Origin of the sequence: Micromonospora rifamycinica (assembly GCF_900090265.1) — a bacterium.
GTDB lineage: Bacteria > Actinomycetota > Actinomycetes > Mycobacteriales > Micromonosporaceae > Micromonospora > Micromonospora rifamycinica.
Genome location: NZ_LT607752.1, coordinates 918,047 through 937,470, shown reverse-complemented (window position 1 = coordinate 937,470; position 19,424 = coordinate 918,047). Strand labels below are relative to the sequence as shown.

Sequence of the window (19,424 nt, the reverse complement as noted above, 5' to 3'; positions counted from 1 at the left end):
GGCTGACCGATTCCTGACCGTCGGCTGCTGTCGGCTTGCCCGACAGCGCGAAAATGGACCGGTGCCCGATCTTCCCCCGCAGTTCGCCGTCCTCGTCGTCGACGCCGCCCGGACGGCCGTGACCCGGTACGCACCCGAGGAGCTGGAGGTCTTCGACACGGTCGCCGTCGACTGGCGTACCGGCGGCGCACGTCCCGCCCGCACCTCCCGGGCACCGGGCAGCGCGGTCGGGTTCGGCATCGACACCTCACTGGTCAGCGAACTGTTCCTCCAGGCGGTCGCCGCCGCCAGCAGCGAGGTGCTCGTCCTCGGGGCGACCGGGATCGGGGCCGGGATCCGCGCCGGTTGGCGTCGCCGCCGCCGACGCGCTGACCCGACGCCGCCGGCTGGCTCGGGGTCGACCCCCGCGGCCGCCGGGCCGGCGGACGACCCGGCGTCCGCCGCGCGGCAGGCAGACACCACCCCGCCCGCCGTACGGCAGGCCGTTGACGCCCCGCCCGCCGTACGGCAGGCAGAGACCGCCCCGCCGGCCGCGGCGCCGTCGCCGACGGAGCCGCTGGAGCTGACCGCCGAGCAGGCGGCCCGGCTGCGGGCGGCGTGCCGGCGACACGCGCTCGCGCTGGGTCTGACCCCGGAGGCGGCCGACCTGCTCGCCGACGCCGCGGTCGGCGCGACGGTCACGTCGGACGACCGGTGACCGAGCCGGCCGGCAACCCGACCGTCCCCTATGGGCGGTGTGGTGGGATGACCGCCACCGACCCGGCCGACACCCGACCGCCCTCTCCGGCCGGATGACCGCCACCGACCCGGCCGGGGCATCCGGGGCGGGGTCCGTCGACGCCGGGCCGGTCGGTGCGTTCCGCCGGGATCCCGCCGCGGTACCGGAACGGCTGGGCTGGTGGTACCTGCTCGTGGTGGCGGCCCTCGGTGCGGTCGGCGTCGGTGCGGGGGACCTGTACTTCCTCGCCGACCGGTCCCGCAGCCTGCCCTGGGCGGTGGTCTTCGCCGCCTGTGAGCGGGCCTCCGGGGCGACCGCCGCGAACCCGGTGCCGCCCGGGTTCACCGACTGCCTGGCCGCACCGGCCCGCCAGCGGGCACTGGTGCTGCTCGTCGCGGTCGCCGTCGTGCTGGCCGGCGCGGCGGTGCTGCTGGTGGCGGTGCCAGCGGCCGACCTGTGGCGACTGCGCCGCCATCGTGGCCGCTTCACCGTCGAGGCGGCGGCGCGGCGGTTCGGCGCGCTCTGCGCCGCCGAGCAGCTGACCGGCCGGGACCGGCCGCGCCTGCTGATCGCCGGCCCACCGGTCCGGCAGGCTTTCACCGTCGGTCTCGTCGGCCGGCGGCCGACCGTCGTCCTCCCGGTCGGGCTCGCCGTGGCGTACCGGGATCCGCACCGGTTCGACCCGGTGGTGCGGCACGAACTGGCGCATGTCCGGGCGCGGGACGTGACGTGGGTGGCCGCCGTCCGGGCCCTCGTCTGGCTGCCGCTGCCGGCGGTCGCCGTCGGCGGCCTGCTGGAGATCGGCGCGTTCGGACCGAACGCGGTCGTCGCCGGTGCGTTCCTGCGGGCCGGGCTGCTGGCCGGCCTGGTCGCTGTGCTGGCGGCGGCGCTGTTGCGGGCGCGCGAACGTGCCGCGGACCGGTACGCGGCGGCCGGCGGCCCGGCCGGGGCGCTGACCGCCCTGCTGCGCTCCGGCGTCGGCGTCGGCGTCGACCGGCGGTCGCCGGCGCTGTGGCGTCGGTTGTTCGCCCGGCATCCGACCGCGGCGGAACGGATCCGCTCGCTGCGGGAGCCGGCCGACCGGCGGGCCGGCGAGCTGGTCCAGGGGGTGGCGGTCGGCGCGGTGGCGGTGGTGACCATGGCCGCCGTCCACGAACTCGTCATGAACGGGCACTATCCGGCGCTGGGCTGGCTGCCCCGGCTGGTCGACGTCTGGGTCGGCGCGGTGTTGATCGTCGGCGGGCTGTTGCCGTCGCTGCGCCGCCGGGCGGCCACGGCCCGCCGGTCCGGGGCGACGGTCGGCTGGTGGCGACCGGTCGCCGGGACGGGCGTCGGCCTGTTCGTGGCGACCCTCGGCACCGCCTGGCTGCCCCTGCCCGGCGGTGCTGACCTCTTCCTCGACCGGGGGGCCACGGCGAGCCTGGCCTTCGCCGTGGTGACGGCGGTGCTCGGTGCCGGCGCGGTCGGGCTCTGCGTGCTCGTCGCGGCGGCACTCGCCCGGTCGGGTGCCCGGTGGTGGTTCGCCGGGTACGCGAGCGCCCTCGGCGTGACGGTCGCGGTGCTGTGGCCGGTACCCGGGCTCCCTCCGCTGTGGCACGACCCCGACCTGGTCCGGAGCTGGCTGGCCTACGACCTGCCCGCCACCGGCTGGCTGCTGCCCGCCCTCGGGCTGCCGGCGCTGCTCGCCCTGCGGGGCCTGACCGGGCGTCGGCCGACCGGCGGGCCGCCGAACGGCCGCCGGTCCGCCGTCACCAGGGTCCGTCGGGTGGCCCGGTCGACGCGGGTCCGGGTGGTCGCGGTCGCCGTGCTGGTCTGCACGGGTGGTGCCGTCGGGCAGCTCCGGCTCGCCCCGCCCGGCAGCCTCGACGAGGCGGTGGCCGACGCGCAGGCCCGCTGGCTGCTCACCGCCCTGGCCGGCGGGGTCGTCCTGCTGGCGACCGCGACCCGCCCGCGATCAGGGACCGGCGCGGGTACTGCGGCCGGGTCCGCGACCGACCCCGGCCCCGCAGCCACCGCCTCCTCACCCGACACCGCGTCCGGGTGCGGCCCGGCCGGGTCCGGCCCGATCACCTGGGGCATGGCGGACCGGCTCGGCCGGGCGTTGCCCGCCGCGGTGGCGACGACCCTCGGGTCCGCGCTGCTCCAGTACCTCGACGCGGTGCTGGCCGGCCGCTCCGCCGACGGACCGGCGTTCCGGCTGACCGTGGGCAACCCGTTGGTCTGGCTGCTGTACCTGACCGCCCTCGGCGTGCCGTTCCTGCTGCTGTCCCGGCCCGGCCGGGTCGACCGCCGCCGGTGGCCGGTGCCGGCACGGTCGTTGCCGCCGGTGGTGGCGCTGACCACGGTGACGCTGACGCTGCTGGCGCTCGGGCCGGGGGTGCCCGGCACCCGGGTGCCGCTGCCGGCGGCCGGCACACCGTCCGTGCCCCGGTCCCAGCCGACCGCGGCGGCCCCGCCGGCCCTGCCGACCTCGCCGGGCGGGACGCCGCCCGGCCGGCCGACTGCCGTCGGCCCGGCGTCCGGCACCTCGTCCGTCCCGGGAAGGCGGCTCACCACCGCCGAGGCGCGGGCCGTCAGCCGGGCCGCCCGGTCGGCGCTGCCGGGGTCCTGGGTGACCCGACCGGTCACCCCCGAGGGCGACGACCCGATCGAGCCCGCCGACTGCCGCCCCCTGGCCCGCAGCGGATACCTCGACCGGCTCCGGTCGGGGGAACGTGCCCGGGGCGAGGCCAGGTACGCCACCCTGCCCGGCCGGCTCGGCATCGCCTCGACCACGGTGGCCGTCGACGTCACCTCGTACGCCGAGCCGGTGCCCGGGGCCGTGTTCGCCGCCGCCGAGGCCGCCCGGACCGCCTGTCGACGGTTCACCGCCGGCGGGGTGCGGTTCACCGTCGGGGGTCGGCCCGCCCCCGCGCTGGGCGAACAGTCCTGGCGGGTCGACTACGCCCTGGCGGTCGGCGGCGGTCGGAGCCGGATCACCGGCGCCAGCGTCCTCGTCCTGGTAAGGGTCGGGCACAACCTGGTCGCCGTCTCGGTGGTCGCGGTGGCGGAGCCACTGGACGAGCGGCTGCTCGCCGACGTGGTGACCACCGTGGTCGACGCCCTCGACCGGCCCTGACCGTCGGCATTCGCCGGCCCGGCCACCCGACCGCGCGGCTGGTTGCCGGTCGGAACCGGCGGGCCGTTGCCCCTGCCCGGCCGGTCGGACACCGGGTCCGGGCCGGACGCCGTACGACCGGCCGGTGGCGGTGCGCTGCCACGGGGAGGACGACCGGTGCGACCGGGTCCGGTTGCCGACAGCCGATGTGGCCGACCGGGGGATGCGGGCGGATCGACCGCCTGATGATCTGACTGACGACTCCGATGTGGACAGGTTCGGAGAACCGATCGCGGCCGGTCCGCTGCCGCTCGTCACCCGCCGGGATGGTGCCATGCGTCTGCGCGCCCGCCGTCTGTCCGGTCGGAGGGATCCGTGGCGCGGCACCGGTCCGTTCCTCGCCCTGGCGCTGGTGGCCGTCTCCACCGCCGCGTTCTCCCTGGTAGCGTCGAAGAGCCCCACCATCGCGGACTACCTGCGGCGGTCCTCGATCGCCGGTCGCGAGCTGCGGGTGGGGGTGTTGGCCGACCAACCGCTGCTGAGCACGCCGGTCAAGGACCCGGGCACCAAGGACCCGGACGCCCAGAAGCAGTTCACCGGCTTCGACGCCAGCCTGGCCACCTTCCTGGCCCGGTCGATCGGGGTGTCCGCCGAGTTCGTGCCGCTGGAGTCGACGGAGCGGCTGGACGCGTTGACCTCGGGTCGGGTCGACGTCCTCCTCGGCGGCCTGGTGATCACCGCGGAGCGGCAACGGGTCGTCGAGTTCGCCGGCCCCTACCTGATCGGCGAGACCGTGATGGCCACCCGCGGTGACCGGCCAACCGACCCGGGGCGGGATCGGCTGTGCGTGGTGCCGGGGTCCGGCGCCGCGGCCGACGCCACCCGGCTGGGAAACCCCCTGCTGCTCGCCCGGGATCTGCGGCACTGCCTGACAGCCGTACGCGCCGGCCGGGCCGACGCGGTGGCCGGTGACGAGATCCTGCTGCGTGGCCTGGTCTGGGCCGCGGAACCGGGGTGGAGGGTAAACGATATTCCCGGCACCGCGTCGGCCGCGTACGGCATCGGGGTGGCCCGCGACGATCCCGCGCTGAAGGCTCTGGTCGACTCGTTCCTGGTGGCCAGCCTGCGGAAGAAGAAGTCCGGGGCCTGGGAGAAGGCGATGGACGCCACCCTGCGCAAGGCGGGGTTCGCCGGCTCGCAGCCGTACGCGCCGGGGCGGCTGCTGCGCGACGGCAGTGACGGGCAGGACGGCACGGGTGGGATCGTCGGCCTGCCGGCGGCGGTGTCGCCCGTGGTGGCGGGGAGGTCCCGCCGGGGGCGGACGCTGGCACACCGGCGACGCCGCCGCACGTCGGGGCGGACGGTCACCCGCCGGCCGGCCGGCGTCGGGGGCACCCCGGCGGGCGAGCCGGGGCCGGGCGGCGCCGCGCCGGGGGTGTGGTCGCTGCTGGTCGGTGTGCCGGTCGCGGTCTCCGCGCTGTACCTGTGGATCCAGTCCGGTGGTGACCGCCAGTTCACCCTGATGCTGGCGCAGAGCATCAACCCGATCAATTTCCTCGCCGCGGTGAGCCTCTCCGTGGTGTGGGTCTTCCCCGCTCTGCCCGCCCTGGTCTTCACCATCGGCGCGATGGTGCTCGGGGCGGCGGTCGACGGCGCCGACCGGCGGCGGCTGCGGGACCGGTACGCGGTGGCCCGCTGGACGGACCGGGCACCGGGATGGGCGGTGTGGGGCAGCATCCTGGCCGCCGCGGCCAGCACCCCGCTGGTGTTCGTCCCGGCCTGGGCATTGGCGCTGCGGGTCGTCGGTCGGCGCGGGGCCGCCGGCCGGGTCGGTGGCCGCCGGCCGGGTCGCGGCTGGGTGGCGGTGGGCCTGCCGCTCTACGCCACAGTCGTCGGGGCGGCCGTCGGGGCGGCTCTCGCCGAGGGGGAGGAGGTTCTCGCCCTGATCGCCGGTTGGCCGGCCGTACTGCTGCTCACCCGCGCCACCGGACCGTTGCGTCCGGGGCAGGTGGCCGCCTTCGTCCGGGCCGCGGCCCTGCTGGCCGTCCTTCTCACGCTGGGCGTGCTGTACGCGGTGGTGAGCACGCCGATCCTGCCGTCCACCGCGATCCAGGTGGCCGTGCCGACGGCCGCGCCGCCCACCCCCGCCTCGTCGGGGTCACCGGCCCCGAACGATCCGGACACCGACCCGCCGACCCGCCAGTTACGCGGGTACGTCGTCTCGACGGACGACGAGTCGACCACCGTGCTGTCCGACCGGGGCGGGGTGGAGATCGTCGCCAACGACGTCATCAGGTCGCGGGTGTCCTGCCCCAGTCTGGTCGACCTGCCGGGCGACTCGGCGGAGCTGTTCGGCCTGCCGCTGCGGGAGTCGTTGCTCAAGGCGTTGGCCCGCCGGCAACGGCCGACGACGGTGCAGGATCCGCGCTGCCTGCTGCGTCCCGACGGCTAGGCCCGGCCGCCGTCGCGAGCGGTCGGCTCCGGCGGTCCACCGGGCGGGCGGAGAAAAATCGTAAGGACGCTTTACTGTTAATAAACTTTAATTTACCGTGATGGCAATCGTCCCGAGGTGGATCCGATCCGACCGGGTGCGGGGTCGTCGGACGGCCCGGACCCACCCGGGGTCCACCGAGCCCGTCCGGACCGGCTCGACCGTCGAGGAGTGCGCCATGCGTCGAACCATCACCGTCCCCCTGGTGGCGACGGGTGCCGTCGTCACCTCGCTGGGCCTCGCGCTGCCCGCCCAGGCCCACGGCTACGTCTCCGCCCCACCCAGCCGCCAGGCGCTCTGCGCCCAGGGGAAGGTGCCGGACTGCGGCCAGATCCGGTACGAGCCGCAGAGCGTCGAAGGGGTGAAGGGGCTGCGGAGTTGCAGCGCCGGGATCACCCAGTTCGCCGTCCTCGACGACGACGCCCGGGGCTGGCCGGCCACGTCGGTCGGCAGCACGGTCACCTTCACCTGGGTGAACACCGCCCGGCACGCCACCCGCAACTGGGAGTACTTCATCGGCGGCACCCGGGTCGGGATCGTCGACGGGGGTGGTCGGCAGCCCGAGGCCACCGTGGCGCACACCGTCAGCCTGGCCGGCTTCTCCGGTCGACAGAAGATCCTCGCCGTCTGGAACATCTCCGACACCGCCAACGCCTTCTACTCCTGCGTGGACGTGCAGATCGGCGGGGGCGGACCGACCCCGAGCCCCACCGCGACGCCGACCCGTACCCCCACCCCCACCCCGACGCCGACCCGCACCGCCACCCCGCCGCCGGCCACCCCGACCGGTGCGCCGACCGCCGGCGGCACCTGGACCGCCGGCCGCAGCTACCAGGTCGGTGACCTGGTCACCTACCAGGGGGTGGGCTACCGGTGCCGGCAGGCGCACACCGCCCTCCCCGGTTGGGAGCCCCCCTACGTGCCCGCCCTGTGGACCCAGGTCTGACCCGGCCGCACCGATGAGAGTCGTCGAGCGGGGACGGGGTGGGTCGGGCGGGGCCGGTAGGGGCTCGCGACGGGCGACCGTCGGGGCGTGTGGACCGCCCCCCGTCGCGCCCCGTCCGGCGGCGGTGCGACCGTCGGTGTCGGTGCGGTGCCTGGCCGTCGCGCTGGTCGTGGTGAGCCTGTCGGTCGCCGGGTGCGCTGCCGCCACCCGGCCGGTCGACCCACCACACCCGGCCGCGACCGGATCGGGGCCGCCGGCCGCGGTCAGCGGGCTCGACCTGGTGTTCCTGCACACCATGACGGCCCACCAGGAACGCACCCTGGCCATCCTGCGGGTCGCCCCGGAACGGATCCGTCAGCCGGCACTGCGGACCCTCGTCGCGGCGGTGGAGGCGACCGAGGCCGACGAGGTGGACCGCGCCCGCGAGTGGATCCGGGCCGCCGACCCGGACTCCGGCGGGCACCGGCACGAGCACCCCGGGCCGACCGGCGACGCCGACCCGGTGGCCCGGTTGCGGGGCACTCCGGCAGCCGGTTACGACGCCGCTCTGGTGGCGGTACTGGCTCCGCAGCAACGGCAGGCCGCGGAACTGGCCCGCGCCCATCTGGCGCTGGCCGTCTCCCCGGTCGTGCGCGACCTGGCCCGGCGCATCGACGAGTCGCGGACCGCGCAGGTGCGGCTGCTCGCCGGGCTGCCGGTCGCCCGGCCCACGCCCTGACCGGCGGCCGTGCCGGCCGTCGACGCGCACCGGGGTCCGCCGGCCGGGCCTGATTCCCCCAGCTCCCGGGGAACCGGCGACGGATCCCTAACCCGGGAAAACCGCGCGAAAAGCAGAATCCGCTACCGGTCCCCATTACCGCGACAGATCCGGCGCGATAGCCGGCGATCCGGAGTGAACCGCTGGCGGAATCGGTTTCCAGGACCGTCGTGCTGCCGAAGCGGCCAATTCCGCCATCCGTACGGCCATCGGGACGAATCGTTCGGCCACCCCGCCGACATCGATGTTTCTCGTCTTCCCGCCACCCCGGTATAGTCCCGTCAATCCCCATTGGAGTGTCACAGGGAAAGCACGTGATCTGCGTGATGGCAGCTGGACTGGAAAATGCGCTGTCCGGCCCACCATTCGTCGGGCGGCGCCCGGAGATCGCGCGTATCCAGGCCGCGCACGCCGAGAGTACGCACACCGGGAGGCAGGTGGCGTGCGAAGTGGTCGGCGACCCGGGAATCGGCAAGACCCGCCTCGTCCACGCCGCGCTGGACCGCTGCGCCCCCACCATGCCCCGGGCCGTCGGCACCTGTGTGGAGGCCGAGCGGGACATCCCGTTCCACGTCTTCCGGCACGCCTTCGGCGCCCTGCACCCCGTCGGCTCCGGGGCCCGACGAGAGGCCGTCGGCGGGATCGACGCCGCCGGGGCGCTGGCGCCCCGCGAGGCCGGTCCGCTCGACGCGCGCCTGTTCCGCACCTACCAACTGGCCCGACGGCTGCTCACCCTGGCCGCCCGGGACGGGCTGGCTCTCGTCCTGGACGACCTGCACTGGGCCGATCCCTCCTCGACCGGGCTCGTGACCCACCTGCTGCGCTACCCGGTGCCGGTGCCGTTGCTGCTGGTCCTGGTCTACCGGCCCCGGCAGACGGCCACCGTCATGCCGTTCGGCCCACCCGAGCCCGGCGTGCCGGCAGGCCGGTTCCGGGACCGGATCGAGCTGGGGCCGCTCAGTCTCGCCGAGACCATCGAGCTGTTTCCGGAGTCCGACCCGGCCGAGCTGGGGGAGCGCCACGACCGGGCCGGCGGCAATCCCGGCTACCTCGCGGCCCTCGCCGGCACCCCGCCGGTCGACGCCGACCGGGCTGCCGCTCCACCGGTCGACGCCGACCGGGCTGCCGCCTCGCCGCCCGGCCCGTCCCGGCTGACCGACCGGGCGGTCGCCACTCTGCGCGCCGAGTGGGCCGGTCTGCCGTCGGTCGACGCGGTCTGCCTGCGGGCCGCCGCCGTGCTCGACACCACCTGCGCGGTGGACCTGCTCGCCGAGGTGGCCCAGCTACCGGCGCCGGTGGTCACCGAGGCGGCCTGGCGGTTGGTCCGTCGTGACCTGCTGCGGGCCGCCCCGGCAGCGGCGGGGTTCGCCTTCCGGCACCCGGTGCTGCGCACCGCCGTCGCCCAGGACACCGACGTGGCCTGGCGGGTCGCGGCCCAGCACCGGGCGCTGGCCGCGCTGGTCGCCCGCGGTGCGCCCCCGGCCGCCCGGGTGGCACAGGTCGAGGCGCTGCTCACCCTGCCCCACGACCGGCCGGTCGGCCCGTACGTCGACGTGCTCTGCCGGGCCGCCCAGGAGATCCGCCGCGACGCCCCGGACCTGGCCGTGCGCTGGTTACGCACGGCGCTGCGCGCCCTGCGGCCGCCGGCCGGTTCGCCGACCAGCCGCCACGACGTCACCCTGCTGCTGGCCCGGATCACCGGGGAGGCCGGCAACCTCGCCGAGAGCCGGGCGCTGCTGCGGGAGGTCGTCCCCGAGCTGCCGGCCGACCCGGGCGGTCGCCGGGCCCGGGCGGTGGCCCAGTGGGTACGGGTCGAACGGCTGCTCGGCAACTACGCGGAGGCCGCCGCGATCAGCCGCCGTGAGCTGATCGGCACGCCGACCCGGTCCGCCGGGACGTACCAGCTCGCCACGGAACTCGGCGCGGTCGGCATCCTGTCCGGCCATCCCGCGCCGATGTCGGGCGACGCCCCGGACGGGGACGCCAGCGGCGTCGACCGGGCCGCCCTGCTCGCGGTACGCGGTCTCGCCGCCGCCCATGACGGCGCCGTCGACCTGGCCCGTGACCTGCTCGCCACCAGCACGCCGATCGTCGACGCGCTACCCGACCGGGACCTGCGCGACCACCCCGACTGCCTACTGGCGCTCGGGCTGGCCGAGCTGTTCCTGGAACGGCCCACCGACGCCACCCGGCACCTGGACCGGGGGATCACCCTGGTCCGCGACGCCCACCGCGACGACGGGCTCTGCCAGCTGCTGCTCGGCCGCAGCCAGGTGGCCTACCACCGGGGGCAGCTCGGCACGGTGATCGGCCTGACCACCGAGGCCGGGATCGTCGCCCGCCGGATCGGCAGCCGTTCCCTGCTCAGCTTCGCCCTGGCGTTCGAGGCGCAGGCCACCGCCTGGCGGGGCGGTCCCCGCGACGACGAGCGGGCGGTGGCCCTGGCCCGGGGCGCGGTGGAGCTGGCCACCGACCTGGACAGCTGGTCCGGGCGTACCGCGGCGACCGCGCTGGCCACCGCGACGCTGCTCGCCGGTGACCCGGACACCTGTGTGGAGATGCTCACCGACGCCGGGGGCGACGGTCGGCTGACCCGCCTCCAGGCCTCCCTGCGGCCGATGTGGCAGGAACTGCTCTGCGCCGCCGCACTGGCCGGTGGCGATCTGCCCGAGGCGGAGCGGCGGGCCCGGGAGGCGATGGCGGCCGCCGACCTGATCGGCCTGTCCGGGCAGCGCGCCTTCGCCGAGTCGGCGTACGGGGAGGTGCTGCTCGCCCGGGGCGAGGTGACGGCGGCCATGCCGTACCTGCGTACCGCGGCGGACCGGTTCCGGATGGCCGGGATGACCCTGCGGCACAGCCTCGCCCTGGTCGCGGTCGCCCGGGCGGCGGAGGCGGTGGACCAGGGCGGCCCCGCCGCGCGGGCCCGGCAACAGGCGTTGGACCTGGCCGCGCGCTGCGGCACCGAACGCGTCGGCCTGCGGCTGACCCGACCGGTCCGGGCGCTCGCCGAGACCGCGCTGACCGATAGGGAGTGGCACATCGCCCGGCTGGCGTCCACCGGCGTCACCAACCGGCTGATCGGCCGCCGGTTGCACATCAGCCCCCGCACGGTGGAGGCGCACCTGACCCGGATCTACCGCAAGGCGGGGGTGGAGTCCCGGTCCGGGCTGGTCGCCTGGGTGTCCCGCTTCGATGACACCGATCGGTGACCCGCCGCCGACGCGGATGACACCGTACGGTGCACCACCGTCGTCCGCCGCACCATGAGGCCGCACCGCACCCGGCACCCACCGCCGACCGCTCACATACTCGATCCATCGGACGCGAATCCCGCGCAGCCGGCGACGGACGGAGAACGACATGGTGGGCACACGATCCGTCGGGAAGCCGCGCGCCGGCACGGTGCCGACCGGCGGCCCCACCGTCGCGCTCGCGGTGACCCTGCTCGTCCTGGCCGGTTGCGGCAACCAGCCGGTGGACGCCGCCACCCCCACCGTCGTCGCGTCCGGGGCGGCGTTCGACGCGGACCGGGCCGCGCTGGTGCTCACCGCCTTCGACCAGGCCGACTCGGCCGCGTCCGTCTCCGGTGACGTGCAGACCCTGCGCACCCAGGAGGTGTCCCCGTCGCTGGAGGTCAGCATCGCGGCGATCCGCCGGGCCGAGTACAACCAGCGCCCGCAGCCGGCGTTCCAGCACGTCAACCCGGCTTTCGCCGTACCGCCGGGGGAGCCTGGCTGTTTCCTGGCCACCGCCACCCTGCGGCTGGCCGGCGCGGAGCTGGCCCCGACCGACGTGAGCCACTTCGTCCGGGACACCGACGGCCGGTGGAAGCTCAGCCACAACGTCCAGGTCACCCAGTCGGCCCTGGTCACCGCCCGGGGCATCGCCGGTCGACCGGCCACCGCCGGGGGCACCGCCGTGGACGAGACGAGCCGGCGGGCACTCGCCGCGGAACTGTTCGCCCGCACCACCGGGACGAGCACCGGCAACCGGGCGCTGGTCGCGTCGAGCCCGCTGCTCGACGGTCAGTTCGCCGGCGGCTGGGAGGTCTACCAGCAGCAACTCGCCGGTGCCGGGGCGCGGGTGGCGCGCACCCTCGACCGGGCGGAGTGGTCGGACTGCGCGGTCACGACGCCCGAGGGGACGCTGACCTTCCTGACCGTGTACGCCACCGACACCCTCAGCCCGAAGCCCAGTGGACCGGCCACGGTGACCATGGTCCCGCAGAGCCCCGACATGATCTCCACCGGCAGGCGCGCCCCGGTCACCGGCAAGCGCATCCGGGTCACCCGGGTCGAGACGTTCCTGCTCCTCGTGCCGGCGCAGGCCACCGGCACCTCGGTGCTGGGTCTCAACGACACCGCCCTGACCGTCACCACCGGCTGACCGGGACGGCCGCGCCCCGCCCCCGCCCGGCCGCCTCCGCCCGACCGCCCGGCCGGACCCCGTCGTCCGTCCACCACCGTGCTGACCGGCCCCGTCGTGCCGGCCGCGCCGACGGCTGAAACCGGTGGCATCGGTCCGGATACCGCCGGCCGACGGCGACGATGACAGCAGCCGTGATCGTCGACGACATCCCGCCGGACCTCCCCGGTGGCACGCCGACGCGGGGAGGAACCCATGTGGCATCCGCGTTTCCGCTCCGACCACGTGCCGGTGCGGTTGCCCGAGGGGCACCTCGTCGTCCTGGGCGAGACCCGCAGCCTGCTCGTCGACGACCCGGTCGCGGCGGACCTGGCCGACCTCCTCGACGGCACCGCGCCACTGGCCGACGTGCTGGCCCGGCTGGCCGACCGGCACCCGGTCGCCACGGTCGCCGCCGCCCTGGCCCGGCTGCGCGGCCACGGCCTGCTCGTCTCCGGTGCGGCGGGTGTCCCCGTCGCCGAGGCCGCCGGCTGGGACGCCCGGGGCGTCGACCCGGCCGCCGGGCGGCACTGGACCCGGTACGGCACGGTCACCCTCGTCGACCTCGGCGCCCCCACCGCGTTCGAGATCGCCGAGGCGCTGCGGGCGGTGGGCCTCACCGTCACGGTCACCCGGCCGGACGCCCCCGAGGCGGACCCGGCAACCGGACGGGAACCCGTGCTGGTCGTCCCGTCGTCGATGCTCGACCCCGCGCTGGCCGTCCTCAACGACCGCCACCTGGCCGCCGGGCGGCCCTGGACCCTGCTGCGGGCGCACGGCAACGTGGTGTTCCTCGGCCCGCACCTGGTCCCCGGCGAGACCGGCTGCTGGGCCTGCCTGCGTCAGCGCTGGGAGGCCAACGACCAGGTGGCGGCGTTCCTGACCGGGCAGGTTCCGGCGGGTGAGGTGCCGTCGGCCGCCCGCGCGGTCGTTCCCGGCGTGGCCATGGCGGTGGCCGGACTGCTCGCCGCCGATCTCGCGGTGCTGGCCACCCGGGGCCGCTCACCCCGGCTGACCGGCCGCATGATCGCCCTGGACACCCGGGACCTGACGACCGAGAGCCACCAGCTGGTCCGCCAACCCCAGTGCCCCGCCTGCGGCGACCCGGACCTGGTCGGCAAGGCGGACCCCCGGATCACGCTGCCCCCGGCCGGCGCCCTGCCCGGCCGGGTGGACGGCTCCCGCACCCGCGACCCCGCCGAGACGTACCGGGCGCTGACCCACCACGTCAGCCGGTACCTCGGGGTGGTCAGCCGGCTGACCAGCCTGGAAGCCGTCGACAACGGGATCGCCCACACCTACTCGGCGGGCCACAACTTCGCCCAGCCCCGGCAGCTCGCCGGGCTGCGCCGCAACCTGCGCGGGCAGAGCGGTGGCAAGGGCCGCACCGACACCCAGGCGCGGGTCAGCGCGATCGGGGAGGCGGTGGAGCGCTGGTGCGGGGTGTGGCGCGGCGACCGGCCGGTGCACCGGGCCAGCTACCGGCAGCTCGGCCCGGACCGCGCGGTCCACCTGCGTGACCTGCTGCTCTACTCCGAGCACCAGTACGCCGAGGCCGACCGGCTCAACCGGGACCTCGGCCACCTGCACCGGGTGCCCCGGCCGCTGCCCGACGACCTGGAGCTGGACTGGACCACCGGCTGGTCGCTCACCCGCGACGCTCCCCGGGAACTACCCGCCGCGCACTGCTGGTACGGCCACCCGGAGCTGACCACGCTGAAGGTCTGCTCGACCGACTCCAACGGCTGCGCCGCCGGGTCGAACCTGCCGGAGGCGATCCTCCAGGGCTTCTGTGAACTCGTCGAACGCGACAGCGTGGCCCTGTGGTGGTACCACCGTTCCCGGCTGCCCGGGGTGGACCTGGCCTCGTTCGCCGACCCGTGGACGACCGCCTGCGTCGACCACCACGCCACCGCCCTCGGCCGCGAGCTGTGGGCCCTGGACCTCACCGCCGACCTGGGGATACCCGCGTTCGCCGCGGTGTCCCGGCGGGTCGGCGGACCGTCGGAGGACGTGCTGGTCGGCTTCGGCGCGCACCTCGACGCGCGGGTCGCGTTGAGCCGGGCGTTGACCGAGGTCAACCAGTTCCTGCCGGCGGTGCCCGGCCCGGCCGGCGGGCGGCTGCGCTACGGCGTCGACGATCCGGACAGCGCCCGCTGGTTCGGCACCGTCCGGATCGCGGACCAGCCCTGGCTGACCCCGGATCCGACCCGGCCGGCCCGCACCCTGGCCGACCATCCGACCCTGACCACCGGGGACGTCGCCGAGGACGTCCGCCGCTGCGTCCGGATCGCCGCGCGGGCCGGTCTGGAGGTGATCGTCGTCGACCAGTCCCGGCCCGACGTGGAGCTGGCGGTGGTGAAGGTCGTGGTGCCGGGGTTGCGGCACTTCTGGCGGCGGCTCGGCCCCGGCCGGCTGTGGCAGGTCCCGGCGGCGTTGGGCCGTACCCCGTCGGCCGACGACGAGGAGTCGGCCAACCCGTTGAACGTGTTCTTCTGACCGGACCACCCGGCCCGGCCGGACGAGGGGAGTCGACGATGACCGCAGTGGCGGACGCCACCGGCCGGTGCACGGTGAGCACGGCACTGACCGGCCCGGCCGTGCAGGACCTGTACCGGCTGCGCCGGGACGCGGAGCTGGTGCTCGACGAGGACGGCGCGGCCACCCTGCGCCAGGGGCGGTTCCGGCTGCGGCTGGAGCAGCCGGGGATGAGCCGGCGGGCGCTGCTGCTGCGGCTGGGCGCCGGGTGGGTCAGCGACGTCGAGGTGGGCAGGCTGGTCAGCAGCCTGGAGGGGGAGACCCGGGTGCTTCCCGCGCAGCTGCTGCTGCGCCGGCTGCTGAGCCACTCGTGGGTGGAGCGGCGGGCACAGGTGGCCGACCGGCCGTTGCTGGAGCTGCTGCCGACCGGGTTGGGCCGGGGCAGCCTGCCGGAGACCCGGCGGCACGTCCCCGGGGCCCGCTACCGGCTGTCCCGGTTCGTCGCCCTGCAACACGAGCGCGACATGCTCGTCGCCACGTCGCCGCTGAGCACCCTCGCCGTCGGCTGCGTCGACGCGGCGCTCGGCGCGGTGCTGGCCGCGGCGGTGCAGGGCGTCGGCCCGGAGACAGTGGCCCGGTCCCTGGCGGTGCCTCCGGAGGTCGCCGGCCGGGTCCTCGACGAGCTGGTCACCGCGCGGATCCTGGTCACCGCCGCCGAGTACGCCGCCGAGGTCGAGGACGCGCCGCTGGCCTACTGGTCGCCGGAGGAGCTGCGGCTGCACCACCGTTCCCGGGTGGGCCGGCACACGATGCCGGTCGGCGGCACCTACCGGCTGCGGGACCGGTTCCCCCCGCAGCCGCTGCCGCGTCCGTACGAAGGTGGACGAACCATCGAGCTGCCGCTGCCGGACCTGGCCACCATCGCCAAGGCGGACCCGTCGTTCAGTCAGGTCGTCGCGGCCCGGCACAGCGTGCGCCGGCACGACGACACGGCCCCGCCCACCCTCGACCGGCTGGCCGAGTTCCTGCACCGGGTCCAGCACGGGACGCTGGCCGGGGAGTCCGGCGGGCAGCAGGTGGGGCACCGTCCCTATCCGGGCGGCGGCGGGATCTACGAGCTGGAGCTGTATCCGCTGGTGCGCCGGTGCGCCGACCTCGATCCGGGGCTGTACCACTACGACTCCACCGGCCACCGGCTGGAGGCGGTCGCCGGGTGGGCGCCGGCCGCCGACCGGCTGCTGGGCTACGCCCGCGCGGCCGGCGCGATGGCCGGACCGCCGCAGGTCGTGCTGGTGGTCACCGCGCGGGTGCAGCGGCTGATGTGGAAGTACGAAGGGATGAGCTACGCCATGATCCTCAAGGACGCCGGGGTGCTGACCCACCAGATGTACCTCGTCGCCACCGCCATGGGGCTCGCCCCGTGCGCCCTCGGTGCCGGCGACTCGCACGCCTTCGCCGAGCTGTCCGGCCTCGACCCGCTGGTCGAACCGAGCGTGGCCGACTTCCTGCTCGGTACGGTCGCCCCCGAGGCGGCCGGGCCGTGAAGTTCCGTCGGCAGGCGTTGCAGCAGCTCGAGGCCCCCGAGCAGCTGGACCGGGCGGTCCGGCTGACCACCGTGCCGAGCTGGTTGGCCACCGCCGCGTTGGTGATCACCGTGGTGGTGGCCGGGGCCTGGTCGGTCCGCACGGTGGTGCCGCGCACCGTCGAGGCGGCCGGGGTGCTGATCCACTCCAACGGCATCTCCGCCCTCGACGCGCTGGAGGCCGGCCAGGTCACCAAGGTCTGGGCGGCCCCGCACCAGCGGGTCACGAAGGGCACCCCGCTCTACAGCCTGCGGACCGTCGCCGGCAAGGTCCTGGTGGAGACCGCGCCGGGCGACGCGTACGTGGTCGCCTGGCTGGTGTCCGAGGGGGAGATCGTCACCCCCGGCAGCCACCTGGCCGACCTGGAACGCCTCGACACCGCCGGGGACGCGTTGCAGGCCGTCGTCTACGCCCCGGCGGTCGCCGCGCCGCTGCTGCAACCGGGCGTCCCGGTCGAGGTGGCCGCCGCCGCCGCGCCGCGCAACGTGTTCGGCACCCTGGCCGGGCGGGTCCTCACCGTCGGCGCGTTCCCGGAGACCGAGGCGTCGCTGCGGGCCTTCCTCGGCACCGGTCAGGACGTCCGGCGGTTACTGGCCAACGGCAGCGTGGTGCGGGTGACCGTGGCCCTGGAGCCCGATCCGGCGGCCCCCGGCGGACTGCGCTGGACCAAGGCCCCGCCACCGTTCCAGCTCAACTCGGCCAGCGAGGTCACCGCCTGGTTCACCGTGGCCCGGGAACACCCGGTCGACTGGTTGCTGCGGCGATGAGCGCGCCGACGACCGGGGTGGTCCCGGCACCGCAGCGGCCCCGGATCCGCCGACGGCGGGTCCGCACCCCCACCCTGATTCAGATGGAGGCGGTGGAGTGCGGGGCCGCCGCGCTGGGCATCCTGCTCGGCCACCACGGCCGGCACGTGCCGTTGGAGGAGCTGCGCCGGGTCTGCGGGGTCAGCCGGGACGGCTCCACCGCCGCCACCGTGCTGCGGGGTGCCCGGCGGTACGGGATGGAGGCCAAGGGCTTCCAGATGGACCTGGCCGGACTGCGCACGGTGGCCCTGCCGGCGGTGCTGTTCTGGCGCTTCGAGCACTTCGTGGTCCTGGAGGGGCTGGGCCGCAAGGTCTGGATCAACGACCCGGCCACCGGCCCCCGGGCGGTGGGGTGGGACGAGTTCGACGGCGCCTTCACCGGCATCGTGCTCACGATGCGTCCCGGGCCGCAGTTCCAGCCCGGCGGCACCCGGTACCGGATGGTCCGGGCGCTGGTGGAACGCTGGCGCGGCCCCGGATCCGCCATCGTGCAGATGCTCCTGCTCGGCCTGCTGATCGCCCTGGTCGGGTTGACCGTCCCGGTGCTGGCCCGGGTCTTCGTCGACCGGGTGCTGCTCCAGGAGGACCAGGCGGCCTTCGCCGGTCTGGTCGCGGCGGTGGCGGTGGCCACCGTGCTGACCTTCCTGGCCAGCTGGTTGCAGCAGCGGTTGACCGTCCGCGCGGAGACCGCGCTGGCGCTGGCCAGCGCCGCCCGCTTCTTCCGACATCTGCTGCGGCTGCCGCCGGCGTTCTTCGACCAACGCCAGGCCGCCGACCTCGGCCAGCGGGTACGCGGCAACGACATGGTTGCCGAGGTGCTGACCCGGCGGGCGGCCACCACGGTCGTCGACACCGCCCTGGTGCTGGCGTACGGCGCGCTGCTGTGCCAGTACGACCTGCTGCTCGGGCTGTGCGCGGTGGTCCTGGCCGGGCTGAACGTCACCGTGCTGCGGGTCGTCGCGGCGACCCGGTCGGTGGCGGTGGCCGGGTTGCAGGCCGACCGCAGCAAACTGGTCACCGCCGTCTACACCACCGTGCAGATGATCGAGACGGTGAAGGCCGGTGGTGAGGAGGAACGCGCCGCGGCCCGGTTCGCCGCCCGCAACGCCACCGTCGCCAGCCGTCAGCAGCGGCTGGGGGTGCCCACCGCGGTGCTCTCCGTCCTGCCTGCGTTCCTGGCCGCGTTGACCACGGCGGTGCTGCTCGGCGTGGGCAGCGACCGGGTGGTGACCGAGGCGATGAGCGTCGGCGTGCTGGTCGGCATGCAGGGGCTGGCCGCCGCGATGAACCGCCCGCTGGGCAACCTCACCGCGCTGGGCTCCCGGGTGCAGGACATGAGCGCCGACCTCAACCGGCTGCGCGACGTGGAGCGGTACCCGCTGCCGGTCGACGACCCGCCGCCGCTGCCGGCGACGCCGCTGGAGGGGCACCTGCGCATCGAGGACGTCACCTTCGGCTACCACCCGTTGGGTAAGCCGTTGCTGACCGGGTTCACCCTCGACCTGCCCCCGGGTGCCCGGGTCGCCCTGGTGGGCCGGTCGGGCAGCGGCAAGTCGACGGTCGGGCGGCTGGTCGCCGGCCTGTACCGGCCGTGGACCGGCCGGGTCACCGTGGACGGCGTCGAACGGACGGCGGTCGACGACGGGCTCTGGGCGGCCACCGTCGCCATGGTCGACCAGGACCAGCGGCTGTTCGAGGGCACCGTCCGGGACAACGTGACCATGTGGGACCTGACCGTGCCGGACGAGGACGTGCACGCCGCCCTCACCGACGCCTGCGTGCACGCCGAGGTGACCGCGCGGGCCGGCGGGCTGGCCAGCGCGGTCCGTGAGGGGGGCCGCAACTTCTCCGGCGGGCAGCGGCAACGGTTGGAGATCGCCCGCGCGCTGGTCCGCAACCCCCGGGTGCTGGTGCTCGACGAGGCGACCAGCGCGCTGGACGCCGAGACCGAGCGCCAGATCGACCTGCACCTGCGCCGACGTGGAGCCACCTGCCTGATCGTCGCGCACCGGCTGTCCACGGTCCGCGACTGCGACCTGATCGTCGTGCTCGACGCGGGCCGGGAGGTGGAACGCGGCACCCATGACGAACTGGTCGCCCGGGGCGGGGCGTACACCCGGCTGGTCCGGGACAACTGACCCGAG

Annotated in this window: 11 protein-coding genes; all 11 read left to right on the top strand. The window is 75.8% G+C overall.

Annotation, left to right across the window (positions count from 1 at the left end):
• Positions 1–61 precede the first annotated feature (61 nt).
• A complete protein-coding gene (locus GA0070623_RS30290) occupies positions 62–697 on the top strand; it encodes a hypothetical protein (RefSeq protein ID WP_089003901.1) in 636 nt (211 codons plus the stop codon).
• A gap of 94 nt (positions 698–791) precedes the next feature.
• Entirely contained in the window at positions 792–3,836 is a 3,045-nt protein-coding gene (locus GA0070623_RS03965; protein ID WP_067306310.1) for a M48 family metalloprotease, read from the top strand.
• A 313-nt stretch (positions 3,837–4,149) separates the two neighbouring features.
• Positions 4,150–6,267: a transporter substrate-binding domain-containing protein gene (locus GA0070623_RS03960; protein ID WP_157746949.1), complete on the top strand. Its 2,118-nt coding sequence runs from the start codon at positions 4,150–4,152 to the stop codon at positions 6,265–6,267.
• Positions 6,268–6,484: 217 nt separating this feature from the next.
• Positions 6,485–7,252 (top strand): lytic polysaccharide monooxygenase, encoded by a 768-nt coding sequence (locus GA0070623_RS03955; RefSeq protein ID WP_067306318.1) that lies wholly within the window; start codon positions 6,485–6,487, stop codon positions 7,250–7,252.
• A 136-nt stretch (positions 7,253–7,388) separates the two neighbouring features.
• Complete coding sequence (locus GA0070623_RS03950; RefSeq protein WP_067306304.1) at positions 7,389–7,970, top strand: DUF305 domain-containing protein; 582 nt, start codon at positions 7,389–7,391, stop codon at positions 7,968–7,970.
• 365 nt (positions 7,971–8,335) lie between these two features.
• Positions 8,336–11,218, top strand: coding sequence for a helix-turn-helix transcriptional regulator (locus tag GA0070623_RS03945; RefSeq protein WP_157517509.1), 2,883 nt, complete (start codon positions 8,336–8,338; stop codon positions 11,216–11,218).
• Between the two features lie 151 nt (positions 11,219–11,369).
• The gene (locus tag GA0070623_RS03940) at positions 11,370–12,395 is read left to right on the top strand and encodes a hypothetical protein (RefSeq protein WP_067306298.1); all 1,026 of its coding nucleotides are present in this window, start codon (positions 11,370–11,372) and stop codon (positions 12,393–12,395) included.
• 234 nt (positions 12,396–12,629) lie between these two features.
• Positions 12,630–14,912, top strand: coding sequence for a TOMM precursor leader peptide-binding protein (locus GA0070623_RS03935; RefSeq protein WP_067306296.1), 2,283 nt, complete (start codon positions 12,630–12,632; stop codon positions 14,910–14,912).
• Between the two features lie 38 nt (positions 14,913–14,950).
• Positions 14,951–16,435 (top strand): SagB family peptide dehydrogenase, encoded by a 1,485-nt coding sequence (locus GA0070623_RS03930; RefSeq protein ID WP_067306293.1) that lies wholly within the window; start codon positions 14,951–14,953, stop codon positions 16,433–16,435.
• On the top strand, positions 16,432–17,241 hold the full coding sequence (locus GA0070623_RS03925; RefSeq protein WP_067306290.1) for a hypothetical protein: 810 nt from the start codon (positions 16,432–16,434) through the stop codon (positions 17,239–17,241). Before GA0070623_RS03930 ends, GA0070623_RS03925 begins: the two co-directional genes overlap by 4 nt.
• Positions 17,238–19,418, top strand: a complete 2,181-nt coding sequence (locus tag GA0070623_RS03920; protein ID WP_067306287.1) for an NHLP family bacteriocin export ABC transporter peptidase/permease/ATPase subunit — start codon at positions 17,238–17,240, stop codon at positions 19,416–19,418. The genes GA0070623_RS03925 and GA0070623_RS03920 overlap by 4 nt, the downstream gene beginning before the upstream one ends.
• The last annotated feature ends 6 nt before the right edge of the window (positions 19,419–19,424 follow it).